The following is a 23,473-nucleotide window of genomic DNA, read 5'->3' as shown; positions in this document are numbered from 1 at the left end:
GCCGGAGGGCGCACCTCGCCCGACAAGGCCGTCGTGGCGGGTGAGCGCCGGCGGTTCGGTACGGGGGCGCCCACCCGGCCGGGAAGGCGGCACCACCCGCGCGCCTCTTCGGCCCGTTGCAGTGGGGCGAGGCGGGCGGATGCGCGACCGGCGAGCGCCAGTGCCTCGGGCAGCGGCGTCGCGAGGAGGCCTAGGCAGCGCGAAACAGCCGCGCCGCCGGGTCCGTGGGGCAGCGGCAGAGTGGCGCGGTTGCCGCAGGCGCCGCCGCGCGGAAACGGCGTCAGCCGCGGAACTGCCCGCCGCCGTCGGCGTCCACCACCGTCCCGCTCAGGTAGCCGGCGCGCGCCGAGGCGAGATAGACGGCGAGGTCGGCGATCTCCGCGGGCTCCGCCGGACGGCCGAAGGGGAGGTTGGTCAGCAGCTCGCGCCAGCGGCTCTCGTCGCCGAAGCGGCTTTTCGCGCGCGCCCTCGCCAGCGTCTCGTAGCGTTCCGTGCGCGTGCCGGCGGGATTGATGCCGAGGACGCGCACGCCGTGGTCCACGCTGCGCGCGCCCAGCGCGTTGGTGAAGGCGATCAGCGCCGCGTTGCCGGCGGCGCCGCAGATGTAGTCGGCCCGCGGCGCGCGTCCCGCCATGCCGATGATGTTGAGGATGACGCCCGTGCCGCGCGCCTCCATCGCCGGCAGGTAGAGCTGCGTCAGGTGGATGTAGCCGAACACCTTGAGCCGCCAGGCCTCTTCCCAGCGCGCGAGCGGGATGTCGTGCAGCGTGCCGCCGGGGATGGCGCCGGCGTTGTTGACCAGCACGTCGACCTCCGGATGCGCCGCGTGCAGCCTGTGGCGCGCCGCAGCGTCGGAGAGGTCGGCGGCGTGGACGGCGACGCCGACATTGTGCCGGCCGCGCAGGCCGGCGGCCGCCCTCTCCAGCGCCGCGGCATCGCGCGCCGCGAGGGTCAGGTCGCAACCCTCGGCCGCGAAGGCCTCGGCGCAGGCGAGGCCGATGCCCTTCGACGCGCCGGTGACGAGCACGCGCTTGCCGCGCAGGTCCAGGTCCATGCCGGGTCCCTCCCCTCCTCGCCCGAAGGCCGCCGGCGGCGGGCCGGGGCGTCCGCCGGAGCCTCTCGCAGGAGGTCGGGGAGGGCAAGCGCGCTTCGGCGTCCTCGGCGGGCCCCACATCCACCGCCCGCACACTGCGAGGCCGGTCCAGCGGACAGCGGCCGGCTGGGGCTCCCCGCGCGCGGAGCACGGGGACGCGCAGGCGGCCGCGCCGTGCGGCTACCGCGGCGATATGCGCACCGCGCGCGGGCGGATTTCGGCCGGAGCAGGCGAGCGCACCGTCGCCTCCGCTCCTCCTCAGATCAGCAGCTCGATCAGGAACGGGCCGTTGCGGGCGAAGGACTGCGCCATCAGGTCGGCGCAGGCCTCGAGGGTGCTCGCCTGCGCCGCCTCCACGCCCATCCCGTTGGCGAGCTGCACCCAGCCGATGTCCGGGTTGCCGAGGTCGAGCATGTCGAGCGCCGTCCGCCCCGGATTGGCGCCGACGTTGCGGTACTCGCCGAGCAGGATCTGGTACTTGCGGTTGGAGAGCAGCAGGGTGGTGACCGGCAGCCTCTCGCGCGCCTGGGTCCAGAGCGCCTGCACGGCGTACATCGCCGAGCCGTCGGCCTGCAGCGCGATCACCCGCCGCCCCGGCGCGCCGATCGCCGCGCCCACCGCGACCGGCGGGCCGTAGCCGATGGCGCCGCCGCAATTCTGCAGCCAGTCGTGCGGCGGCGCGGCGTGGGTGTGGGGGAAGAAGCCGCGGCCGTAGCTGACCGACTCGTCCACGACGATCGCCTCCTCCGGCATCACGGCGGCGACGGTGCGGGCAAGGCCCTCGGGCGAGAGCGGGCCGCGCAGGGGCTCCGGCCGCGGGCCGGGATCGGGCATCGGCGCCTGGCGCGGCGCGCCGAGCGCGTCGGCGAGCGCGCGCAGCGCCTCCTCGGCGTCCTGCTCGACGCGCGTCAGCACATGCACGCCGGCGCCCGGCGGGTAGAGGAGCGAAGGCTTGCCGGGATAGCCGAAGAAGCCGACCGGGGCCCTGGCGTTGACCAGGATCAGGTGCTCCACCCACCCCAGCGCGGCGACCGCCTGCTCGACGACGTAGGGCACGCGCTCGAGCGGCAGGCGGCCGCGGCCGCGCTGGATGCGGGGATTGGAGCCCTCGCACATCAGCCGCGCTCCGGTCGCGCCGGCGATGCGCTGCGCCTGGCGCTGCGCGCCCTCCGTCAGCGCCATGCCGCCGAGCAGGAGCAGCACGTTCCGCTTCTCCCGCAGCACGCGCGCCGCGGTCTCGACCGCGTGCGGATCGGCCTGCGGGACGGCGGGAACCGGCAGCGCCGGCGCGACCGCCCCGCCCTCGTTCCACGAGCTGTCGGAAGGCAGGATCAGGCTCGCCACCTGGCCCGGCGCGGTGCGCGCGACCTGCACCGCCACCGCGGCGTCGGCGCCGACCTCGGCCGCGGTCGCCGAGGTGCGCACCCAGGCCGAGACGCCGCGCGCCCAGCCCTCGGTGTCGGCGGTGAGCGGCGCGTCGTGCGGGCGGTGATAGGTCGCCTGGTCGCCGATGATGTTGACGATGCCGCTGCGCGCCCGCCGCGCGTCGTGCAGGCCGGCGAGGCCGTTGGCGAGGCCGGGGCCGCAATGCAGCAGCGTCGCCGCCGGCTTGCGCGCCATGCGCCAGTAGCCGTCGGCGGCGCCGGTGACGACGTTCTCCTGCAGGCCGAGCACGCAGCGCATCCCCGGGATGCGGTCGAGCGCGGCGACGAAGTGCATCTCGCTCGTGCCGGGATTGGCGAAGCAGACATCCACCCCGCTGCCGAGCAGGGTGTGGACAAGGCTCTCGGCTCCGTTCACCGTGTTCTCCTCTGGCGCTGGCGGCCGGGGGCGCAGGGTGGCGGGGCCGGAGCCTGGCCGCAAGCCGGGGCGGCGCCGCGAGGCGCTTGCGGCCCCCTTCCGGGCTCGGCATCGTCGCGCCGACGCGGGCAGCGGCGCGGGAGCGGCGGCATGAACGACGCATGCACGGGCCAACAGGCGGTCGTGGCGCGCGGCGGCCGGGGACGGGCCGGCCTCGGGCCGTTCCTGATGCTCGGCTTCGCCGCGGGATTTCTCTCCGTGCTGGTGTTCCACCAGGGGGCGATCTGGCTGCTGCACGCGGCCGGGGTGCTGGCGAATGCGCCCTTCCCGCTGCGTCCGGTGCCGCCCCTCGGCGTGCCGCAGATCTACAGCCTCGCCTTCTGGGGCGGGGTGTGGGGCGTGGCGGTCGCCGCCATCCTGTGGATGCGGCCGGCCTGGAACCCGGTGCTCGTCGGATTCCTGGTCGGCGCCGTCGCGTGCGTGCTGGCGGGCTTCACCGTGGTGGCGGCGCTGCGCGGCCAGCCGCTGATGGGCGGCTGGGACCCGAACCGCTGGTGGCGCAGCACCGTGATCAACGGCGCCTGGGGCCTCGGGACCGGCGTGCTGCTGCTGCCATTCCGCCGGCGTCGCGGCGCGGGCTGAAGGCTCGCGCCGCGCGCGCCATGCCGGTCGCGGCGCTCATGGGCAAGGGGGAAACGACGATGACGCAAGGCGGCCGCCGCATCCGCTACGTGGTCTCGCGCCGGGCGGCGCTCGGCCTGCTCGGCGCCGGGGCGCCGCTCCTGGTGCCGGCGGGACCGGCGCGGGCGCAGCCGCGGCGCGACCGGGTGAGCTTCCTCACCAACTGGCGCGCCCAGGCCGAGCATGGCGGCTTCTACCAGGCGCAGGCTGCGGGCCTCTACCGCGCCAGGGGGCTGGAGGTCGAGCTGCGGCAGGGCGGACCGCAGCTCAACCCGGCGCAGCTCCTGCTCGGCGGGCGGGTGGACATGGCGATGTCGAACGGCATCGAGGCGCTCTACTTCGTGCGCGAGAACCTGCCCTTCCTCTGCATCGGCGCGATCTTCCAGAAGGACATGCAGGTGCTGATCGCGCACCCGGACACCGGCGTGACCGGCTTCGAGTCGCTGCGCGGCCGCACCCTGCTGCTCGGCACGCAGGCGCGCGCCACCTGGTGGCCCTTCCTCCGCGACAAGTACGGGCTGCGCGACGAGCAGGTGCGTCCCTACACCTTCAACCTGCAGCCGTTCCTCGCCGACCGGATGCTGATCCAGCAGGGCTACCTGGGCAGCGAGCCCTATTCGATCCGCAAGGCCGGGGTGGAGCCGGTGACGCTGCTGATCCACGACGCCGGCTTCGAGAACTACGGCACCACCATCCACATCGGCCGCCGCACCATGGTGGAGCGGCGCGAGGTGATCGCGCGCTTCATGGATGCCACGCTCGAGGGCTGGGACCAGTACCTCAAGGGCCCGGCGGGCGGCTTCGACACGAGCGGGGCCAACGCGCTGATCAAGCGCGACAACCCGGAGATGACCGACGACCTGATCGCCTACGGCACGCGGATGATGAAGGAAGCCGGCATCGTGCGCTCCGGCGACGCGCTGACGCTCGGCATCGGCGCCATGACGGAGGCGCGCTGGGAGCGCTTCTATCGCGCCGTCGCCACGGTCGGCGTGCTGCCGCAGGACCTCGACTGGCGGCGCGCCTTCGCGCTCGATTTCGTCAACAAGGGGATCGGCCGGGCGTGACCGCGCTCGCCGCCCCCGCGCCGCGCGGGGACGCGCCGGCGGCCGCGGCGCCGCTGGTCGCGCTGCGCGGGGTCGCCAAGCGCTTCGCCAGCGGCACGCTCGCGCTGGCAGGCGTGGACCTCGACATCGCGCCGGGGGAGTTCCTCTCCCTGCTCGGCCCCTCCGGCTGCGGCAAGTCCACGCTGCTGCGGCTGCTCGCGGGGCTCGCGGCGCCCTCCGCCGGCCGCGTCGCCTGGGCGCCGGGGCACGAGGAGCGTCGGCGCGAGATCGGCTTCGTCTTCCAGGACCCGACCCTGATGCCCTGGGCGAGCGCGCTCGACAATGTGCGGCTGCCGCTGCGCCTGGCCGGCGTGCCGCGCGCCGAGGCGGAGGCACGCGCGGCGGCGGCCCTCGCCCGCGTCGGGCTCGCCGGCTTCGAGCGCGCCTGGCCGCGCGAGCTGTCGGGGGGCATGCGCATGCGGGTCTCGCTCGCCCGGGCGCTGGTGACGCGGCCCTCGCTGCTCCTGATGGACGAGCCCTTCGCCGCGCTCGACGAGCCGACGCGCCACCGGCTGAACGACGATCTGCTCGCGCTGTGGGCGGAGAGCGGGGTGACGGTGGTGTTCGTGACGCATTCGGTGTTCGAGAGCGTCTATCTCTCGACCCGCATCGCGGTGCTGTCGGCGCGGCCGGGCCGCGTGGCGGCGGAGCTCCGCCAGGATGGCGCGCCGCTGCCGCGCGGGCCGGACTACCGCACCTCCGCCGCCTACGCCGCGCTGTGCCGCGCGGCCTCGCACGCGCTCGCCGCGGCGACGGAGGGGGCGGCGTGAACGGGGGCGACGAGGGTCCGCTGCGCCGGGCGGCGCCGGCGCTGCTCGGCCTCGGCGTGCTGGCGCTGTGGGAGGGGCTGGTGCGGGCCTATGCGGTGCCGGACTACGTGCTGCCCGGCCCGCTCGCCGTCGCCCGCGCGCTGGCCGCCGACTGGCCGCTTCTCTCCGCCTCGCTCCTGGTGACGCTCGAGGTCGCGGTGCTGGCGCTGGCCGCCGCCGTCTTGGTGGGCGGGCTGCTCGCGGTGCTGTTCGCGCAGTCGCGCTGGCTGGAGCGGGCGCTGTTCCCCTACGCCGTGGTGCTGCAGGTGACGCCGATCGTCGCCATCGCGCCGCTGATCCTGATCTGGGTGGACAACGTGACGGTGGCGCTGCTGATCTGCGCCTGGATCGTCGCCTTCTTCCCGGTCCTCTCCAACACGGTTCTCGGCCTGCGCTCCGCCGACCGCAACCTCGCCGACCTGTTCCGCCTCTACGGGGCGACGCGCTGGCAGGTGCTGTGGCTGCTCCGGCTGCCCTCCGCCCTGCCCTTCTTCCTGGCCGGGCTGCGCGTCGCCGGCGGGCTCGCCCTGATCGGGGCGGTGGTGGCGGAGTTCGTGGCCGGCGCCGGCGGGTCGGGGTCGGGGCTCGCCTTCCGCATCCTCGAGGCCTCGTTCCAGCTCCGCATCCCGCGCATGTTCGCCGCTCTCGCCCTGATCTCGGCCTGCGGCATCGCGCTGTTCGCCCTGCTCGGCCTGCTGCAGCACCGGCTGCTGCGCCGCTGGCACGAGAGCGCGCTGGCGCGGGAGCGGTAGCGCCCGCCGCTCCTTCGTGCGTCAGGCGGAACGGGCCAGGGGCGCGGCGCCGGCCTCGCCCAGCCAGGCCATCATCGCCTGCGTCAGCTCCGCCGAGGCGGCGCTGAAGGGACCGTTCGGGCCCATGTCGGCCTCCGCCCCGGCGCGGTCGCCGCGCAGCGCCTTCTGCAGCGTCGCGCAGGCGCAGAGGTGGAAGCGCCCGTGCAGCGCGCGCACCCGGGCGTAATGCGGCGAACGGCGGGCCGCCTCGGGCAGCGTCGGTCCGTGCAGCCAGCGCCCGAAATCGCAGGCGTCGTCGCGCGCGACCACGGCGGGATCGAGATCGCTGCGGCCGGTTTCGATCGCCGTCCGCAGCCGGGCCTTCCACAGGCCGTGCGCGCCGATGGCCTGGCGGATCTGGGCTTCGATGGACATGGGGGCCTCCCTCGTTCCGGTTCGGGTGCGGCCACCCTGCCGCCACGGGCGTTGCGGAAGGCTTAAAGGGCGGGCGTCGCGCGCCGGGCGTCCTCCGCTCAGCCGCGCGGCAGCGGCGGCACGCGCAGCACCATGCCCGGCGCCAGCGCCTCCGCGCGCTCCAGCATCGGCCGGTTGGCGGAGAGGATGCGCAGCGCCGCCGTCGCATCGCCATGATGCAGGCGGGCGATGTCGTCGAGCGTCTCGCCGGGCTGCACCACATGCAGCGCCGAGCCGGCCGGGCCCAGGATCGGGTCGGCATGGCGGCGGCCCGGCGCGGCCTCGTGCACCATCTCCTCCGCCATGTCGGTCGCCGCCGCCCCGGGCGGGAGCCGCGCGAAGGCGCCGAAGGTGTCGAGCAGCGAGGGCGCGCGGCGCTCGGTCAGCCGGTCGTCCAGCCGCGCCACGCCCGGCAGGCTGGCGAGGGCGGCCAGCAGCTTCTCATGCGTCTCGGCGTCGGGCACCTCGCCGCTCAGGCGCAGCGTGCCGGTCTCGGCCGGCTCCGCCCGCACCTCGGCCGGGGACAGGCCGAGCCGCGCCAGGATGGCCGCGATGCGCGCTGCGCCGGGCAGCGGCCGATCGTCGCCCTCGCTGCGGAACACGTAGATCGGCATCGGCGTGCCTCCTCGCCCGCTCCGCCCCCCCGGAGGAACGTCGCCCCGCGGCGGCGGGTTGCGCCGGCGGCGCCGCGGCGCCACCTCCTTCCCGCCATGGACGAGACGGCCCCCGCATCCGCCCCGGCGCTCCGCGTGCAGCCGGACCCCGCCGATCCGCGCCTCACGCGCCGCGTCGCCGGCGTGGACCACACCGGGGCGCGCATCGAGACCAGCGTGACGGTGGAGCGCCCCCTCACCCTCTACCTCAACGGCCAGGAGATCGTCACCATGATGACGATCCTCGACCGGCCGGAGGACCTCGCCCTCGGCTACCTGCTGAACCAGGGGATGCTCCGGCGGGACGACAGGGTGACGGCGGTCGAGTACGACGACGAGCTGCAGGTGGTCGTGGTGCGCACCGAGCGGACCACCGACTACGAGGAGAAGCTGCGCAAGAAGACGCTGACCAGCGGCTGCGCCCAGGGCACCGCCTTCGGCGACCTGATGGAGGACTTCGAGAACGCGCGGCTGCCGCCCGCCGAGCTGCGCACGAGCTGGCTCTACCGGCTGCTGCACCGGATCAACACCCTGCCCACGCTCTATCTCGAGGCCGGGGCGATCCACGGCTGCGCGCTGTGCTGGCGCGAATGGCCGCTCGTCTACATGGAGGACGTCGGCCGCCACAACGCGGTGGACAAGATCGCGGGCTGGATGTTCCGCCACGGCGAGACGCCGGAGGACAAGATCTTCTACACCACCGGGCGCCTGACCTCGGAGATGGTGATCAAGACGGTGCGCATGGGCATCCCGATCCTCGTCTCGCGCTCCGGCTTCACCGCCTGGGGGGTGGAGCTGGCGCGCCAGGCGGGGCTGACCCTGATCGGGCGCTGCAAGGGCAAGCGCTTCGTCGCGCTCGCCGGCGAGGAGCGCATCGTGTTCGACGCCGACCTCCGCTATGTCGCGGAGGAGAGTGCCAGGCACTGGCGCAAGAACAGCAGGGAGGCGGCGGCGGACGGCGATGCGGCCTGACACCCTCGGCGTGGTGCTGGCGGGCGGGCTGGCACGGCGCATGGGCGGCGGCGACAAGCCGCTGCGGCCGCTCGCGGGGCGGCCGATGCTCGCCCACGTGCTGGAGCGTCTCGCGCCGCAGGTCGCGGCGGTGGTGATCAACGCCAACGGCGCCCCGGGCCGCTTCCCGGCCTGCGGCCTGGCGGTGGGGGCGGCCGGCGCGGCCGGCCCCGCCGGGCCGCTCGCCGGCGTGCTGGCGGCGCTCGACTTCGCGGCGGAACGGCGCGACTGCGCCTGGGTGGTGTCGGTGCCGGGCGATTCGCCGCTCATCCCTCCCGACCTGGCGGCGCGCCTGCACGCGGCGCGCGCCGCGGCCGGGGTGCCGCTCGCCTGCGCCCGTTCGGGCGGCTTCGCCCATCCGCCGGTCGGGCTGTGGCCGGTGGGGCTGCGCGAGGACCTGCGCGCGGCGCTGCTTGCCGGCGAGCGCAAGATCGACCGCTGGACCGCGCGGCACGGCTGCGCCGAGGTGGAGTGGCCGACCGTGCCCTGCGACCCCTTCTTCAACGCCAACACGCCGGAGGAGCTGGCGGAGGCCGAGGCCCTCCTGCACGCCGGCGCCTGAGGGCGCCCTCTCCCGGCGGTAGCGCCCGGCGCTTCAGCGGCGCCCCCTTGCCTCCGATCCTGCGCGAGCGGCCGATCGCAGCGCGGCGGGGCGGCCCGGCGGCGGCCCGGTTCCCGGAGCACGCGCGCGGCGCAGCGGCAGGCTCGCAGGTGCTTCCGCTCGGCGGCGCGCGCGGCAACCGCTGCAGCCGGCCGCGATCCGCTCGAGCGGACCGGCGGCGCTCCGGCCCTCAGAACAGCGCCGCGAAGGGCAGCACCGTCAGCCGCTCGCCCGGCGTCACCGCCACCGTCTCCTCCGGAATCTCGGCGAAGGCGTCCGATCCGGTGAGCGAGGAGAGCAGTCCCGCCCCCTCGCGCGGGAATTTGCGCGCGAGCGGCAGCGGCTCGCCCGGCGCGAGCGAGACGCGCACATACTCCCGCCGCCCGGCCTTCTTGCGGTAGGCGAAGGCCGCCGCGGCCGGGAAGCGCGGCAGGGTCTCGGGCAGCGCGCCGGCGCGCCGCAGCACCAGCGGACGGGCGAGCTGGAGGAAGGTCACCACCGCCGCCACCGGGTTGCCGGGGAGGCCGATGACCGGCGTGCCGCCGATCATTCCCATCGCCGCCGGGCGCCCGGGCTTGATCGCGAGACGCCAGAACACGAGGCGCCCGCCCCGCTCGATGGCGCCGCGCACGTGGTCCTCCTCGCCGGTCGAGACGCCGCCCGAGGTCAGCAGCAGGTCGTGCGCCCGCGCCGCCGCGGCGAGCGCCGCCGCCGTCGCCTCCGCGCGGTCGGGCAGGATGCCGAGGTCGCTCGCCTCGACCGGCAGGCGCCGGAGCAGGGCGAGCAGGGTGAAGCGGTTGCTGTCGTAGGTCTTGCCCGGGCCGAGCGGCGCGGTTCCCGGCTCGGCCAGCTCGTCGCCGGTCGAGAAGACGCCGACGCGCAGGCGCGGCCGCACCGGCAGCGTCGCGTAGCCGAGCGCGGCGGCGAGGCCGATCTCGGCGGGGCCGAGCCGCCGCCCGGCGGGCAGCGCCACCGCGCCCGCGGCCACGTCCTCGCCGGCCGGGCGGGCGTTGGCGCCGGGCGCGAGGCCGGCGGGCACGACCACCGCGCCCGCCTCGAGCCGCACATCCTCCTGCATCACCACCGTATCGGTGCCGGGCGGCATCGGCGCGCCGGTCAGCACGCGCAGCGCCTCGCCGCGACCCGGCGGCGCCGCGCCCGCCGCGCCGGCGGTCACGCGGCCGACGAGCGCAAGCCGCGTCTCGCCCGCAGCGGCAAGGTCGGCGTGGCGGAAGGCGTAGCCGTCCACCGCGGAATTGGCGAAGGGCGGCAGCGGCACCGGCGCCACCAGGTCGCGCGCCAGCACCCGGCCGAGCGCGGCGGCGAGCGGCACCGCCTCCTCGCCGCCGAGTGGCGGGATGCGCTCCTCGATCAGCGCCTGCGCCTGCTCGATCCGCAGGAGCGGGCCGGAGACCGCGAAGCAGTCGTCGCTCAGCTGGGCCATGACAGCGTCTCGGCGGCCGCAGCGAAGCGCAGCACCAGTTCCGCCACCCCCTCCACGTCGTCGAGCCCGACCCATGGCAGGGCGCGGCCGGCGACGGGAGGCGGGGGGACGTCGGCCGCGACCGCGACCACGGCGGGGTCCTCCGGGTGCAGCCAGGGCTTGGCGTTGGCGGCGCGGTGCACCTCGATCTTCGGCAACGGGTCGCGCTTGAAGCCCTCGACCAGCACCAGGTCCACCGGCGCGAGGCGGGAGAGCAGGAAGCGCAGGTCGGGCTCCGGCGCGCCGCGCAGCTCCGTCATCAGCGCCCAGCGCTGGGCCGAGCTGACCAGCACCTGCGCGGCGCCGGCGGCACGGTGCTCGTAGGAGTCCTTGCCGGGCTGGTCGAGGTCGAAGCGGTGATGCGCGTGCTTGATGGTCGAGACCGTGAGGCCGCGGGCGACCAGGCGGGGGATCAGCCGCGTCAGCAGAGTGGTCTTGCCGGCCCCGCTCCAGCCGGCGAAGCCGATCAGGCGCATGGACGCTTCCTACCCCGCCCGGCGCCGGCCGCCAAGCGCGCCTCCGGCCCCCTGGCGCGGCGCGGCGCCGGGCGCGATCCTCGCCGCGCGAGCAGGGAGTCCGTGCGATGAGCGAAACCAATCTGCAGGTGCTGCTGCGCCGCCGCCCGGTCGGCGCGCCCACGCCCGAGGATTTCGAGATCGTCGAGACGCCGCCGCCCGCGCCCGGCGAGGGCGAGGTGCTGGTGCGGGCGCGCTACCTCTCGCTCGACCCCTACATGCGAGGGCGGATGTCCGACGCCCCCTCCTACGCCAGGCCGGTCGCGGTCGGCGCGGTGATGGAGGGGCGCACGGCGGGCGAGGTCGTCGCCTCGCGCGATCCGCGCTTCAAGCCCGGCGATCTGGTCGCCGGCGGCTACGGCTGGCAGCGCTACTCGGCGGTGGGCGGCGAGCGCCTGATCAAGGTGGACGAGTCGGAGGCGCCGCTCTCCGCCTGGCTCGGCGTGCTGGGGATGCCGGGGCTGACCGCCTGGGTCGGGCTCGAGGACATCGGCCAGCCGAAGGCGGGCGAGACGGTGGTGGTGAGCGCCGCCTCCGGCGCGGTCGGCCAGGTGGTGGGGCAGATCGCGAAGATCCGCGGCTGCAAGGTGATCGGCATCGCCGGCGGTCCGGCGAAGTGCGACTTCGTGGTGCGGGAGCTCGGCTTCGACGCCTGCCTCGACCATCGCGGCGACCTCGCCGCGCAGCTAGACGCCGCCTGCCCAGAGGGCATCGACGTCTACTGGGAGAATGTCGGCGGGCCGGTGCAGGCGGCGGTGTTCCCCCGCCTGCGCGACTTCGGCCGGATGGTGATGTGCGGCATGATCGCGCAGTACAACGAGGTGCCGGGCGCCAACGCGGCGGGCGCGCCGCCGGGGCCGAACCTCGGGCCGGTGGTGAGGAAGCGCCTGCGCATCCAGGGCTTCATCGTCAGCGACACGGGCTGGCCGCGCTATCCGCAGTTCCGCGCCCGGATGCTGGCCTGGATGCGCGAGGGGCGGATGAAGTGGCGCGAGGACGTGGTGGAGGGCCTGCGCAACGCGCCGGCGGCGTTCATCGGGCTGCTGCAGGGCCGCAACTTCGGCAAGCTGGTGGTGAAGGTGGACTGAGGGTGGCGGCCGCCGGCGCCGGCGCGGAGGATGCGGCGCTCGCCGCGGCGCTGGCGGGCCATCGCGTCCTGCTCGCCTACGGCCTGTTCGGCGAGGTGGTGGCGGCGCTCGGGCCGATCGGGCTCGACTACATGGGCGAGCAGGCCGGCTGGCTGCGTCGCCTCCTCGGCGAGCGGCGCGCGGTCGCCCTGCCGCGGCTGCCGACCGCGGCGCCGGTGGCCGACAACGCACAGCGGCTGGGCCGGGCGCTGCTCAGCGACCCCCGGCCGGCGGTCGTGGTCGGGCACAGCAAGGGCGGGCTGGAGGTGCTGGCGGCGCTGCTCGACGCGGAGGCCGCGGCGCGCTGCCGCGGCTTCCTCGCCCTGCAGGCGCCCTTCTTCGGCTCCCCGGTGGCGGATGCGGTGTGCGGCTCCCGGCCCGTGTTCGGGGCGGCCGACCGGGTGCTGCGCCTGCTGCGCCTCGGCTCCGGTCAGGGGCTCCGGGATCTGACCGCGCCGGTGCGCGCGGCCTGGATGCGCGAGCACGCGGCGGCGGTGGCGGCGCTGGCCGGGCGCCTGCCCATGCTCTGCGCTGCGACCGTCGTGGACGAGGCGGCGCGCGGGCCGGACCGCCACGGCGCCGGGCCGAGCGACGGGCTGGTGCCGCTCGCCTCGGCGCCGCTGCCCGGGGTGCCGTCGGTGGTGCTGCGGGGCGGGCATCGCGCCCTGGTCAGCCGGGCGCCGGGGCGCGACCCGGTCGCGGTGCTGCGCCGGCTGCTGCGGCGGTTGCTGGGGCCGGCGGCCGCTACGCCGCCGTCTCCACCAGCACCAGCTCCGCCTCCTCGCGCGCCGTGATCGCGATCTCCGCCTCGTCGCGGATGGCGACGCCGTCGCGGGCGCCGGCGGCAACTCCGTTCACCGTGATCGCGCCGCGCGCCGGCACCAGATAGGCGACGCGGCCCGGCGCCAGCGCCTGGCGCAGCGTCTGGCCGGGCGCGAGCGTGGCCGCCATCACCGCGGCGTCGGCGTTGATCGGCAGCGCATCGGCACCGGCATCCTGCGGGCGGCCGCTCGCCAGCACCGCGAAGCGCGCCGTGCGGCCCGCGGGAGGGAAGCGCCGCGTGCCCCAGGAGGGCGCGACGCCGCGGCGATCGGGCAGGATCCAGATCTGGAACAGCTTCGTCACCACCGGCTCGTGGTTGTACTCGCTGTGCACCACGCCGGTGCCGGCCGACATCACCTGCACGTCGCCGGCCTCGGTGCGGCCTTCGTTGCCGATGCTGTCGCGGTGGCTGACCGCGCCCTCGCGGACATAGGTGACGATCTCCATGTCGCGATGCGGGTGCGGGGCGAAGCCGTTGCCGGGCTTGATCTCGTCGTCGTTCCAGACGCGCAGCCGGCCCCAGCCCATGCGCGCGGGGTCGCGGTAGTCGGCGAAGGAGAAGTGGTGGCGGGCTTTGAGCCAGCCGTGGTCGCCGCCGCCGAGGCTGGCGAAGGGTCGGATCTCGATCATGCCGGGCGCTCCTGCCTGCGCGCGGCCGCTGCGGCCGCGGCGCGTCCCGGAGGAGAGATGGGGCGGCGCGGCCGGGCCGGCCAGCAGGCGGGGTGATGACGGCGATCGGCGCCGGCAATCGCCGTCCGTCCGGGCGCGGCCGCCCGGCCTTCCGCCGCCTCCCCCGCCCTGGCGCGGCCGGCCCGGCGGCCGCTCAGCGGCACATCTGCACGGGCAGGTCGGCGTTCTCCAGCACGTGCCGCGTCACCCCGCCGAGGATGAGCTGGCGCAGCCGCGAGTGGCTGTAGGCGCCCATCACGAGAAGGTCGGCGCCGAAGTCGCGCGCCGCGCCGAGCAGCCCGGCCCCGACCTCGCGCGTCTGCGGCTTGAACGGCACCGCCTCGGCCTCGATCTCGTGCCAGCGCAGATAGGTCCGCAGCCCTTCGGCCGGCGGCCCGCGGCGCTGGTACTCGTCGGCGTAGAGGATGCGCACCCGCTCGGCGCGGCGCAGCCAGGGCAGCGCCGCCGCCACCGCCGCCGCGCTCTCCGCCGTGCCGTTCCAGGCGACGCAGACCCGGGTGCCGATCGAGGTCGGCGCGACGCGCGGGGCGACCAGCACCGGGCGGCCGGAATCGAACAGCACCGCATGCAGCGCGTCGGAGGAGGAGACGTCCTCGTCGGCCTCCGGATGCGGCACCACGACGAGGTCGTAGAGGCGCGACTCCTGGGCCACCACGTCCTCCTCCCGCCCCGGGATCGAGGCGAAGGAGAGCGTCGGGCCGTCGTGCTTCAGCGCCGCCTCCGCGCTCTCGGCGATGGTCACGTCGCCCGCCTTGGCGGCGAAGCGCTCGAACAGGGCGCGCACGCGGGCGGCGCGCTCGCCGCTCTCGCGCTCGGTCGCGGCCATCATCTCCTCGATCATGGCGCCCGAGAGGCCCTCGCCGGCGAGCGGGGCGACGTCGCGCGCGTCCACGCGCACGTGCAGGCAGTGAAGATGGGCGTTCCAGATCCGCGCCACCATCAGCGCGGTGGTGAGCGCCGCCTCGCCGGCGGCGGTGCTGGTAAGCGGCAGCAGAATGCGGCGATAGGCCATGGCCGCGGCTCCTCCGGTCCGTGCTTCGTCTCCCAGGCCGCGAGTTCTAGCACAGCTTCCGGAGCGGACGCGAAATCAATGCAGGCCCAGGGCGGCGCGCACCGCCGGCAGCGGATCGCCGGAGGCGTCCGTCCGGCGCCACGCGATCGGGCCGGGATCGGTCCGCGCCGCGCGTTCCAGCACCGCCGCCGTGGCGTCGGAGGCGTCGTGGTGCCGCGCCCCGATGCGCCGGCGCAGGATCTCGAGCGGCGCCTCGAGCCAGAAGCCGTCGAAGGGCACGCCGGCGGCACGGGCGGCAGCCTCGATGCCCGCCCGGTTGTCGGGGTCGAGGAACACGGCGTCGGCGATCACCGCGTGTCCCGCGCGGGCGATCCGCTCGGCCGTGGCGAAGAGTTCGGCGTGCACCGCGGCGCTCACCGTCTCGGCATAGGCCGCGGGCGGCAGGCGCTGCTCCGGGGGCACGCCGAAGCGGCGCTTGCGGATCTCGTCCGTGCGCAGGATCACGGCGCCGGGGGCCGGACCGAGCGCGGGGGCCAGCGCCCGGGCGAGCCGGCTCTTGCCGGTGCCCTGCAGCCCGCCGATGGCGACGAGGCGCGCCGCGGCCGGGCGCAGATAGCCCTCGGCCATGGCGAGGTAGGAGGCGGCATCGGCGCCGCCGCGCGCCGCCTCGACATGGGCGCGGATCATCGCCCTGAGCGACAGCCAGAGTGGCAGCGGGGCGAGCAGCCCGTAGTCCCCGGTGCGGGCGAGCAGCCGGTTCAGCACCCGGTTCGCCGCCGCGCGCCCGCCGAGGCCGCGGCGCTCCTCCTCCGCCTGCTCCGCCCCCGCCACCGCCCGCGCCTCGAGGTCCATCAGGAGGAAGGCGAGGTCGTAGCCGACGTCGATCCGCGCGAGGGATTCGTCGAATTCCAGCGCATCGAAGGGCGTCGGCCGCCCGTCCCACAGGCAGAGATTGCCGAGATGCAGATCGCCGTGGCAGCGGCGCACCCGCCCCTCCGCCGCCCGTGCCGCCAGCGCCGGGGCGAGGCGCTGCAGCGCCGCTCCGGCGGCCGCCGCCCACGCCTCGACGCGCGGCGCGGGCAGGCCGGCGGCGAGCGCCGCGGCGCGGTTGCCCTCCAGGACCTGGCGCATCGCCGCCGGCGCATCGGGCTCCGCGACGCGCTCCGCCGCCTCGTGCATGGCCGCCACCGCGTCGGCGAGGGCGTCGAGCAGCGCCGGCGTCAGGCCGCCGCGCGCGGCGATGCGGTCGAGGAAGGCGTCGTCCGGGATGCGTGCCATGCGCACCACCCACTCCACTGCCGCGCCCGCCTCGCCGCCGAGGCGGAGCGCGCCGTCCGGGCCGCGGGTGAGCGGCAGGACCTCGCGGTAGATCCCGGGCGCGAAGCGGCGGTTCAGCGCGAGCTCGCGCCGGCAGAAGCGCTCGCGCGCGGCGAGCGAGGTGAAGTCGAGGAAGCCGAGCGCGACCGCCTTCTTGAGCTTGAACGCCTCGTCACGGCCGACGAAGACGGCGGAAATGTGGGTCTCGATCGGCGCCGCCCCCGTGAGCCGCGCGAGCAGCGCCGCCGCTTCGGCCTGGGAGGGCGGGATGGTCACGGGTAGAGCATCTCCTCCCGCCAGCCCTCTCCCGCCGCGTCGCGGTGGAACACGCGGCGCTCGTGCAGGCGGAAGGGCATGCCGCGCCAGAACTCGATCCGCTCGGGCAGGACGCGGAAGCCGGACCAGAAGGGCGGGCGGGGGATCTCGCCGAGGCCGAAGCGCAGCGCGTACTCGGCGACGCGCTTCTCCAGCGCCCAGCGCCCCTCGAGCGGGCGGGACTGCGCGCTGGCCCAGGCGCCGATGCGCGAGGGACGCGGGCGCGAGGCGAAATAGGCGTCGGCCTCGGCGTCGGAGACGCGCTCCACCGGCCCCTCGACGCGCACGCTGCGCTCCAGCGACTTCCAGTGGAAGCAGAGCGCGGCGCGCGGGTTGGCGGCAAGCTCGCTCCCCTTGCGGCTCTCGAGGTTGGTGTAGAAGACGAAGCCGCGCGCATCCACGCCCTTGAGCAGTACCATGCGCGCCGAGGGCCGCCCCTCCGGCGTGGCGGTGGCGAGGCAGACCGCCTCCGCCTCGGCCGGCTCGCTCCGGCGCGCCTCGGCGAGCCAGGACTCGAACAGCGCGATCGGGTCCTCGGCGGCGGTCTGGCTGGTAGGGGCGGCGCACATCCTCGGCGGCCTCGTGGCGGCTTGGGGCCCGGCGGCGGGGCGGCGGCCCTCTTGCCCGGGCAGCGGGGGTGTGCCACCACGGCCCGGCCCCCGCAACCAACCATCCATCCGGTCTCGATCCGATGCCCGACGTCACGCCTGTCACGTCCGCCGTTGCCACCGGAACGCTGATGGCGGGCAAGCGCGGCCTCATCATGGGCGTGGCGAACGACCGCTCGATCGCCTGGGGCATCGCCCGGGCCTGCGCCGCGCAGGGGGCGGAGATCGCCTTCACCTACCAGGGCGAGGCGCTGGAGAAGCGCGTGCGCCCGCTCGCCGAGAGCGTCGGCTCCCGCCTGGTGCTGCCCTGCGACGTGACCGACGACCCGAGCGTGGACGCGGTGTTCGAGCGGCTGGCCGGGGAGTGGGGCGCGCTCGATTTCCTGGTCCATGCCATCGCCTGGTCGGACAAGGACCAGCTCAAGGGCCACTACGTGGACACGACGCGGGAGAACTTCCTGCGCACCCTCGACATCTCCTGCTACTCCTTCACCGCGCTCTGCCGCCGCGCGGCGGCGCTGATGCCGAACGGCGGCTCGCTGCTGACGCTGACCTATCTCGGCGCCGAGCGGGTGATGCCGCACTACAACGTCATGGGCGTGGCGAAGGCGGCGCTCGAGGCCTCCGTGCGGTACCTCGCGGCGGACCTCGGGGCGCGGGGGATCCGGGTGAACGCGATCAGCGCCGGCCCGATCAGGACGCTGGCGGCGAGCGGGATCGGCGACTTCCGCTACATCCTGAAGTGGAACCAGTACAACGCGCCGCTCAAGCGCAACGTGACGATCGAGGAGGTGGGCGGCGCGGGGATGTACCTGCTCTCCGACCTCGCCTCGGGCGTGACGGGCGAGGTGCACCACGTGGACTGCGGCTATCACGTGGTCGGGATGAAGGCGGTGGACGCGCCGGACATCACGGTGGTGAAGGACTGACGCGCTCCCGCCCGGGCAGGCGGACCCGCGACGGCCCGCGGCGGGCGGAGGCTTCCAGCCCATGTCCCACAACACCTTCGGCCACCTGTTCCGCGTCACCACCTGGGGCGAGAGCCACGGGCCGGCGATCGGCGGCGTGGTGGACGGCTGCCCGCCGCGCCTCCCGCTCGCCGAGGCCGACATCCAGCCCTTCCTCGACCGCCGCCGCCCCGGCCAGTCGCGATTCGTCACCCAGCGCCAGGAGCCGGACCAGGTCCGCCTCCTCTCCGGCGTGTTCGAGGGCCTCACCACCGGCACGCCCATCGCCTTCCTGATCGAGAACCAGGACCAGCGCTCGCGCGACTACGGCGAGATCAAGGACCGCTTCCGCCCCGGGCACGCCGATCTAACCTACCATCTCAAATACGGCATCCGCGACTGGCGCGGCGGCGGCCGCGCCTCGGCGCGCGAGACGGCGGTGCGCGTCGCCGCCGGCGCCATCGCGCGCAAGGTGCTGGGCGCGGGCGTCGTCATCCGCGGCGCCCTGGTCGCGATGGGCGGCGATGCGGTGGACCGCGCCAACTGGGACTGGGCCGCGGTCGAGGAGAACGCCTTCTTCTGCCCCGACCGCGCCGCCGCCGCGCGCTGGGAGGAGCGGCTGCTCGCCGCGCGCAAGGCCGGCTCCTCGCTCGGCGCCGTGGTCGAGGTGGTGGCCGAGGGCGTGCCCCCCGGCCTCGGCGCGCCGCTCTACGGCAAGCTCGACGCCGAGATCGCCGCCGCCCTGATGTCCATCAACGCCGTCAAGGGGGTGGAGATCGGCGACGGCTTCGCCGCGGCCGCCCTCAGCGGCGAGGAGAACGCCGACGAGATGCGCATGGACCCGGACGGGCGGGTGCGCTTCCTCTCCAACCGGGCGGGCGGCATCCTCGGCGGCATCTCCACCGGCCAGCCGATCGTCGTGCGGTTCGCGGTCAAGCCCACCTCCTCGATCCTGACGCCGCGGCGCGCGGTGGACCGGTTCGGGCAGGAGGTCGAGGTCGCGACCAAGGGCCGGCACGACCCCTGCGTGGGCATCCGCGCCGTGCCGGTGGGCGAGGCGATGCTCGCCTGCGTCCTCGCCGACCACCTGCTGCGGCACCGGGCGCAGAACCCGGACGCACCGACCGAGGCGAGGCTGCCGCGCGCCTGAGACGGGCGGCCGCCCGGGCCGCCGGAACCGGCCGCAGCCGGGAGAGGAGGGAACAGCGGGCAGGCTTGGTTCTTGACTTGCCCCCTCCGGGCCGGCTTAGGCAGGCGGCAACAAGAACATCAGGATGAGCCGAGCCATGCCCCTCGCCGAACCGGGCGCCGATCCGGCCGCGCTGCCGGCCTTCGCCGCGCTGGCGGGTAGGAGGCGCTGGGACGCCCGCCTCTCGGAACTCGGCCGCCGCGCCCGCTCCTCCCCTGGAAGCCTCTGGCGCGGCCGCGCGGCGCAGCGCCGCCATGCGCTCGAACTGGCCCTGGCGCGGCTCGGCGACCCCGACGCCTTCGCCCGGGCCGGTCGGGGCGAGCGCCGGCTGCTCGCCTTCGCCGCCGAGGCCGTGCACCTCGCCAACGCCCTGCCGCCGCGCGGTCGCGCGCGGCTGCGCGAGCGCCTCGCCGCGGGACTCGAGGGCGAGGCGACGCTGGTCCCCGTGTTCCACCTGCTGCGCAGCGCCGCCGTGTATCGTGCCCGCGGCTTCGCGGTGGAATTTCCCGGCCTCGCCGAGGGCGCCCCTTTCGACCTGCTGATCCGCCGGGGCGAAGCCGAGGCGGTCGTGGCCTGCGAGACCTTCTCCGCTGAGGAGGGCCGCTCGCTGCATCGCGGCGACTGGTACGCGCTGGTGGACCGCGTCCATCCGGAGCTCCAGACCTGGCTCGCGGCGCATCCCGGCCGCTACGTGCTGAAGATGACCTTGCCGGAGGGCCTCGCCGGTCCGGGCCGGTTGGCCGAGCTGCACCGGCGCATCAGCCGGCTGCTGGCGGCGCAGCGCCGGCAGGATTCCAGCGCCGACGCGGTGCTCAAGCTCGATCCGCTGGTGCTGGCCGGGGCCCAGGCGGCGGGCCAGGGCCGGCTGCTGCCGGAACGGCTGCGCGAGCAGTTCGGCCCCGAGGCGCATCTCGCCGTCACCACCGACCGCGCGGGCGGCAGCGTCTTCGTCATGGCGGCGCGGGCCGGGCGCGAGGACGCCATCGCCGAGGCCTTCCGCCACCGCCTCGCGCAAGCGGCGGAGACGCGGCTCGGCGAGGCGGGGCGAGGGCTGCCCGGCATCCTCGCCGTCCTGGTCGAGGACGTGGACCGCGCGGAATGGCGCGCGCTGCGGGAAAGCCTGGAGCTGGAGGGCGCGGCCCGCCGCTTCCTCACCACCGCGGCGGCGCGGACGGTGGCGGCGGTGACCTGCTGCTCGCGCATGGAGCTCCTCGGGCTCCCGCCGCCGGATGCGGTTCCGGAAGGGGAGCTGCGCTTCCGCAACCCGGCGCACCCGGCGGCGCGGCATCCGGTGCTGGCCGAGGCGATCCAGCCCCCCGCCTAGGGCCGGCTCGCGGACGGCGAGAAACAGCCGGAAGCGAGAATCCGCTCGACAGGCACCAGGCCGGAGCCGTGGCCGCGCGCGCGGCCGAGCGGAAACGGTTCTCGGGCCCGTCGTCCGGACCGTTCCGGCCCCGCCATGCAACCGGACGCGCCACGCAACCGGCGGCTTTTCGCCACGTTTCCCCGGAGAATTGTGCAGCGCGGCGCACCAGTGCGGCACCGTTCCGAGGATCTCCGATGACCGATCTGGAGTTCGAGAGCAAGCTCGCCGAGCTCGACCGACTGCTGAACGACCCGGATGTGCAACTGGACCCGCACCGCATCTGGGCGCTGCTGGCGGAGCTGAGCGCGCACGAGCTCCGGCTGCGGCCGATGGCGGCTTCGGCGCCGCGGCCGGCGCTGGCGCGCGCCGCGGCGCAGGGCCTGGCGCAGCGGTAGCGCGGGCGCAGGCGCAAAGGCGCGACCGCCCCCGCGCGGGGCGGCCCGTCCCTACTGCCCTTCCTCGCCCGCACGGCGCGCGGCGATGAGGAATTCGCGGTTCCCCTCCGGCCCCAGGATCGGGCTGGGGGTGATGCCGAGCACACGCCATCCCGGCAGGCCGGACCACCAGGCCTCGATCGCGGCGCAGACGGCCGCATGCACCGCCGGGTCGCGCACCACGCCGCCCTTGCCCACCGCCTCCGGCCCGGCCTCGAACTGCGGCTTGATCAGCGCCACCGCCCAGGCGCCGGGGGCGCACAGGGCGAGCGGCGCGGGCAGGATCGTGCGCAGGCCGATGAAGCTCGCATCGCAGACCAGCGCGCCGACCGGCTCGGGCACCTCGGCCGCGGTGAGGTGGCGGGCGTTGGTGCGCTCCAGCACCACCACCCGCGGATCGTTGCGCAGCGACCAGGCGAGCTGGCCGTGGCCGACATCCACCGCATAGACCCGCGCCGCCCCGTGGCGCAGCAGCACGTCGGTGAAGCCGCCGGTGGAGGCGCCGATGTCGAGGCAGACCCGGCCCTCCGGCGACAGGCCGAAATGCGCCAGCGCGTGGGCGAGCTTCACCCCGCCGCGCGACACCCAGGGGTGGTCCTGCCCGCGCAGCTCGAGCGGGGCGTCCTCGCGCACCGCCTCGCCGGGCTTCTCCACGCGGCGCCCGCCGCAGAACACCTTGCCGGCGAGGATCAGCGCCTGGGCGCGGGCGCGGCTCTCGGCGAGGCCGCGCGCGACCAGGGCCTGGTCGGCCCGGAGCTTGCGCCCCCTCAAGCCCGTGCCGGCCGCGCCGCCTCGGCCCGCCCGAGCGCGCCGAGCGCCGCGGCGACGATGTGCGGGGCATTCAGCCCGGCCTCGTCGTACTGCTTGCGCGGGCTGTCGTGGTCGATGAAGCGGTCGGGCAGGCAGAGGGTGCGGATCTTGAGCCCCTGGTCTAGCAGCCCCCGCGCCGCGAGGTGCTGCAGCACGATCGCGCCGAAGCCGAGCATCGCGCCCTCCTCTATCGTGATCAGCACCTCGTGCTCGCGCGCCAGGCGCTCGACCAGCGCGGCATCGAGCGGCTTGGCGAAGCGGGCGTCGGCGACGGTGCAGGAGAGGCCGCGCGCGGCGAGCTCCTCGGCGGCCTTCAGGCACTCGGCGAGCCGCGCGCCGTAGGAGAGCAGCGCGATCGCCGTGCCCTCGCGCAGCACGCGGCCCTTGCCGATCTCGAGCACGCTGCCGCGCGCCGGCACCGGCACCCCCACCCCCTCGCCGCGCGGGTAGCGGAAGGCGCTGGGCCGGTCGTCGATCGCCGCCGCGGTGGCGACCATGTGGGCGAGCTCGGCCTCGTCGGCGGCGGCCATCAGCACCATGCCCGGCAGGCAGCCGAGATAGGCGATGTCGTAGGCGCCGGCGTGCGTCGCGCCGTCGGCGCCGACCAGCCCGGCGCGGTCCATCGCGAAGCGCACCGGCAGCGACTGCAGCGCCACGTCGTGCACCACCTGGTCGTAGGCGCGCTGGAGGAAGGTGGAGTAGATGGCGCAGAAGGGCTTCATCCCCTCGGTCGCCATGCCGGCGGCGAAGGTGACGGCGTGCTGCTCGGCGATGCCGACGTCGAAGGTGCGCTTCGGGAACCGCTTCGCGAACAGGTCGAGCCCGGTGCCGGAGGGCATGGCGGCGGTGATGGCGACGATGCGTTCGTCGGCCTCGGCCTCGGCGATCAGGGCGTCGGCGAACACCTTGGTGTAGCTCGGCGGGCCGGGCGGGGCCTTGGCCTGCTCGCCGGTGATGACGTTGAACTTGGCGACGCCGTGGTACTTGTCGGCGCTCTGCTCCGCCGGCGGATAGCCCTTGCCCTTCTGCGTCACGACGTGCAGCAGGACCGGGCCGTACTCGTCCGCCTCGCGCAGGTTGCGCAGCACGGGGAGCAGGTGGTCGAGGTCGTGCCCGTCCACGGGACCGACGTAGTAGAAGCCGAGCTCCTCGAACAGCGTCCCCCCGGTGAGCAGGCCGCGCGCGTACTCGTCCGCGCGCTTGGCCGCGCGCTCGAGCGGCGCCGGGAAGCGGCGGGCGAGGCGCGCCATCAGGTCGCGCATCGAGAGGAAGGGGCGCGAGGAGATCAGCCGCGACAGATAGGCCGACATGGCGCCGACGGGGGGCGCGATGGACATGTCGTTGTCGTTGAGGATGACGATCAGCTTCGCCCGGATCGCCCCGGCGTTGTTCATCGCCTCGTAGGCCATGCCGGCGCTCATCGCCCCGTCGCCGATGACGCAGACGACGTGCCGGTCCTCGCCCTTGAGGTCGCGCGCCACCGCCATGCCGAGGCCGGCCGAGATCGAGGTCGAGGAGTGCGCCGCGCCGAAGGGGTCGTACTCGCTCTCGCTGCGCCGGGTGAAGCCGGAGAGGCCGCCGCCCTGGCGCAGGGTGCGGATGCGGTCGCGCCGGCCGGTGAGGATCTTGTGCGGATAGGCCTGGTGGCCGACGTCCCAGATCAGCCGGTCGCGCGGCGTGTCGAACACGGCGTGGATCGCGACCGTCAGCTCGACCACGCCGAGCGAGGCGCCGAGATGCCCGCCGGTCTGGCTGACGACGTCGATCGTCTCGGCCCGGAGCTCGTCCGCAAGCTGGCGGAGCTGCGCGGCGGAGAGGTTGCGCAGGTCGGCGGGGGTGCGGACGCGGTCGAGCAGCGGGGTCGCCGGGCGGGTCATCC

Annotated in this window: 24 protein-coding genes; 12 read left to right on the top strand and 12 right to left on the bottom strand. The window is 75.6% G+C overall.

The window, feature by feature from the left end; all coding sequences use genetic code 11:
• Window positions 1-280: 280 nt before the first annotated feature.
• Both K1J50_RS03065 and K1J50_RS03060 read right to left on the bottom strand, forming a co-directional pair.
• Window positions 281-1,054 (bottom strand): short-chain dehydrogenase/reductase, encoded by a 774-nt coding sequence (locus tag K1J50_RS03065; protein ID WP_220115968.1) that lies wholly within the window; start codon window positions 1,052-1,054, stop codon window positions 281-283.
• 297 nt (window positions 1,055-1,351) lie between these two features.
• Window positions 1,352-2,893: an acetolactate synthase large subunit gene (locus K1J50_RS03060; protein ID WP_220115967.1), complete on the bottom strand. Its 1,542-nt coding sequence runs from the start codon at window positions 2,891-2,893 to the stop codon at window positions 1,352-1,354.
• Between the two features lie 150 nt (window positions 2,894-3,043).
• Between K1J50_RS03060 and K1J50_RS03055 the strand changes: the two genes are divergently transcribed.
• Genes K1J50_RS03055 through K1J50_RS03040 form a run of 4 tightly spaced genes read left to right on the top strand, consistent with a single transcriptional unit; the run spans window position 3,044 to window position 6,241 of the window.
• The gene (locus K1J50_RS03055) at window positions 3,044-3,535 is read left to right on the top strand and encodes a hypothetical protein (RefSeq protein ID WP_220115966.1); all 492 of its coding nucleotides are present in this window, start codon (window positions 3,044-3,046) and stop codon (window positions 3,533-3,535) included.
• 59 nt (window positions 3,536-3,594) lie between these two features.
• Window positions 3,595-4,641, top strand: coding sequence for an ABC transporter substrate-binding protein (locus tag K1J50_RS03050; protein ID WP_220115965.1), 1,047 nt, complete (start codon window positions 3,595-3,597; stop codon window positions 4,639-4,641).
• A complete protein-coding gene (locus K1J50_RS03045; protein ID WP_369413512.1) occupies window positions 4,638-5,450 on the top strand; it encodes an ABC transporter ATP-binding protein in 813 nt (270 codons plus the stop codon). The genes K1J50_RS03050 and K1J50_RS03045 overlap by 4 nt, the downstream gene beginning before the upstream one ends.
• Window positions 5,447-6,241 carry an ABC transporter permease gene (locus tag K1J50_RS03040; protein ID WP_369413511.1) on the top strand — a complete coding sequence of 265 codons (795 nt, stop codon included), beginning with the start codon at window positions 5,447-5,449 and terminating at the stop codon, window positions 6,239-6,241. The genes K1J50_RS03045 and K1J50_RS03040 overlap by 4 nt, the downstream gene beginning before the upstream one ends.
• A gap of 21 nt (window positions 6,242-6,262) precedes the next feature.
• On the opposite strand, the gene K1J50_RS03035 is transcribed toward K1J50_RS03040, so the two are convergent.
• Together K1J50_RS03035 and K1J50_RS03030 are read right to left on the bottom strand one after the other, a co-directional pair.
• Window positions 6,263-6,655 (bottom strand): CZB domain-containing protein, encoded by a 393-nt coding sequence (locus K1J50_RS03035; protein WP_220115964.1) that lies wholly within the window; start codon window positions 6,653-6,655, stop codon window positions 6,263-6,265.
• A gap of 98 nt (window positions 6,656-6,753) precedes the next feature.
• Window positions 6,754-7,308 carry a LysM peptidoglycan-binding domain-containing protein gene (locus K1J50_RS03030; RefSeq protein WP_220115963.1) on the bottom strand — a complete coding sequence of 185 codons (555 nt, stop codon included), beginning with the start codon at window positions 7,306-7,308 and terminating at the stop codon, window positions 6,754-6,756.
• A 135-nt stretch (window positions 7,309-7,443) separates the two neighbouring features.
• Between K1J50_RS03030 and fdhD the strand changes: the two genes are divergently transcribed.
• Complete coding sequence (gene fdhD / locus K1J50_RS03025) at window positions 7,444-8,319, top strand: formate dehydrogenase accessory sulfurtransferase FdhD (protein WP_456304548.1); 876 nt, start codon at window positions 7,444-7,446, stop codon at window positions 8,317-8,319.
• Window positions 8,309-8,920 carry a molybdenum cofactor guanylyltransferase MobA gene (gene mobA / locus K1J50_RS03020; protein ID WP_220115961.1) on the top strand — a complete coding sequence of 204 codons (612 nt, stop codon included), beginning with the start codon at window positions 8,309-8,311 and terminating at the stop codon, window positions 8,918-8,920. The genes fdhD and mobA overlap by 11 nt, the downstream gene beginning before the upstream one ends.
• Window positions 8,921-9,149: 229 nt before the next feature.
• Here mobA and K1J50_RS03015 read toward each other — a convergent pair whose 3' ends face one another.
• A complete protein-coding gene (locus K1J50_RS03015; RefSeq protein WP_220115960.1) occupies window positions 9,150-10,403 on the bottom strand; it encodes a molybdopterin molybdotransferase MoeA in 1,254 nt (417 codons plus the stop codon).
• Entirely contained in the window at window positions 10,391-10,918 is a 528-nt protein-coding gene (gene mobB, locus K1J50_RS03010) for a molybdopterin-guanine dinucleotide biosynthesis protein B (RefSeq protein ID WP_220115959.1), read from the bottom strand. The genes K1J50_RS03015 and mobB overlap by 13 nt, the downstream gene beginning before the upstream one ends.
• Before the next feature lie 107 nt (window positions 10,919-11,025).
• Between mobB and K1J50_RS03005 the strand changes: the two genes are divergently transcribed.
• Both K1J50_RS03005 and K1J50_RS03000 read left to right on the top strand, forming a co-directional pair.
• Window positions 11,026-12,045: an NADP-dependent oxidoreductase gene (locus K1J50_RS03005; protein WP_220115958.1), complete on the top strand. Its 1,020-nt coding sequence runs from the start codon at window positions 11,026-11,028 to the stop codon at window positions 12,043-12,045.
• Window positions 12,046-12,047: 2 nt separating this feature from the next.
• The gene (locus K1J50_RS03000; protein ID WP_220115957.1) at window positions 12,048-12,878 is read left to right on the top strand and encodes a hypothetical protein; all 831 of its coding nucleotides are present in this window, start codon (window positions 12,048-12,050) and stop codon (window positions 12,876-12,878) included.
• Here K1J50_RS03000 and K1J50_RS02995 read toward each other — a convergent pair.
• The 4 genes from K1J50_RS02995 to pdxH all read right to left on the bottom strand — a co-directional run bounded on the left by K1J50_RS02995 (window position 12,829) and on the right by pdxH (window position 16,809).
• The gene (locus K1J50_RS02995; RefSeq protein WP_220115956.1) at window positions 12,829-13,536 is read right to left on the bottom strand and encodes a pirin family protein; all 708 of its coding nucleotides are present in this window, start codon (window positions 13,534-13,536) and stop codon (window positions 12,829-12,831) included. The genes K1J50_RS03000 and K1J50_RS02995 overlap by 50 nt on opposite strands.
• Window positions 13,537-13,729: 193 nt before the next feature.
• The gene (locus tag K1J50_RS02990; RefSeq protein WP_220115955.1) at window positions 13,730-14,608 is read right to left on the bottom strand and encodes a universal stress protein; all 879 of its coding nucleotides are present in this window, start codon (window positions 14,606-14,608) and stop codon (window positions 13,730-13,732) included.
• Window positions 14,609-14,683: 75 nt separating this feature from the next.
• Window positions 14,684-16,201 carry a bifunctional aminoglycoside phosphotransferase/ATP-binding protein gene (locus K1J50_RS02985; protein WP_220115954.1) on the bottom strand — a complete coding sequence of 506 codons (1,518 nt, stop codon included), beginning with the start codon at window positions 16,199-16,201 and terminating at the stop codon, window positions 14,684-14,686.
• Window positions 16,198-16,809 (bottom strand): pyridoxamine 5'-phosphate oxidase, encoded by a 612-nt coding sequence (pdxH, locus tag K1J50_RS02980; RefSeq protein WP_220115953.1) that lies wholly within the window; start codon window positions 16,807-16,809, stop codon window positions 16,198-16,200. Before pdxH ends, K1J50_RS02985 begins: the two co-directional genes overlap by 4 nt.
• A gap of 122 nt (window positions 16,810-16,931) precedes the next feature.
• Between pdxH and fabI the strand changes: the two genes are divergently transcribed.
• From fabI to K1J50_RS02960, 4 genes are all read left to right on the top strand, one after another.
• Window positions 16,932-17,777 carry an enoyl-ACP reductase FabI gene (gene fabI, locus K1J50_RS02975; RefSeq protein WP_255574861.1) on the top strand — a complete coding sequence of 282 codons (846 nt, stop codon included), beginning with the start codon at window positions 16,932-16,934 and terminating at the stop codon, window positions 17,775-17,777.
• Window positions 17,778-17,838: 61 nt separating this feature from the next.
• Complete coding sequence (gene aroC, locus K1J50_RS02970) at window positions 17,839-18,945, top strand: chorismate synthase (protein WP_220115951.1); 1,107 nt, start codon at window positions 17,839-17,841, stop codon at window positions 18,943-18,945.
• A 136-nt stretch (window positions 18,946-19,081) separates the two neighbouring features.
• On the top strand, window positions 19,082-20,308 hold the full coding sequence (locus tag K1J50_RS02965; protein WP_220115950.1) for a hypothetical protein: 1,227 nt from the start codon (window positions 19,082-19,084) through the stop codon (window positions 20,306-20,308).
• A gap of 236 nt (window positions 20,309-20,544) precedes the next feature.
• Complete coding sequence (locus tag K1J50_RS02960; RefSeq protein ID WP_220115949.1) at window positions 20,545-20,745, top strand: hypothetical protein; 201 nt, start codon at window positions 20,545-20,547, stop codon at window positions 20,743-20,745.
• A 51-nt stretch (window positions 20,746-20,796) separates the two neighbouring features.
• Here K1J50_RS02960 and K1J50_RS02955 read toward each other — a convergent pair whose 3' ends face one another.
• Complete coding sequence (locus tag K1J50_RS02955; RefSeq protein ID WP_220115948.1) at window positions 20,797-21,555, bottom strand: TlyA family RNA methyltransferase; 759 nt, start codon at window positions 21,553-21,555, stop codon at window positions 20,797-20,799.
• Window positions 21,552-23,471, bottom strand: coding sequence for a 1-deoxy-D-xylulose-5-phosphate synthase (gene dxs / locus K1J50_RS02950; protein WP_220115947.1), 1,920 nt, complete (start codon window positions 23,469-23,471; stop codon window positions 21,552-21,554). The genes K1J50_RS02955 and dxs overlap by 4 nt, the downstream gene beginning before the upstream one ends.
• Window positions 23,472-23,473 lie beyond the last annotated feature (2 nt).

This window comes from Caldovatus aquaticus, assembly GCF_019458025.1.
Taxonomy (GTDB): Bacteria; Pseudomonadota; Alphaproteobacteria; order Acetobacterales; family Acetobacteraceae; genus Caldovatus; species Caldovatus aquaticus.
The sequence above is the reverse complement of the archived record's forward strand: the minus strand, read 5'-3'. Positions and strand labels throughout refer to the sequence as shown.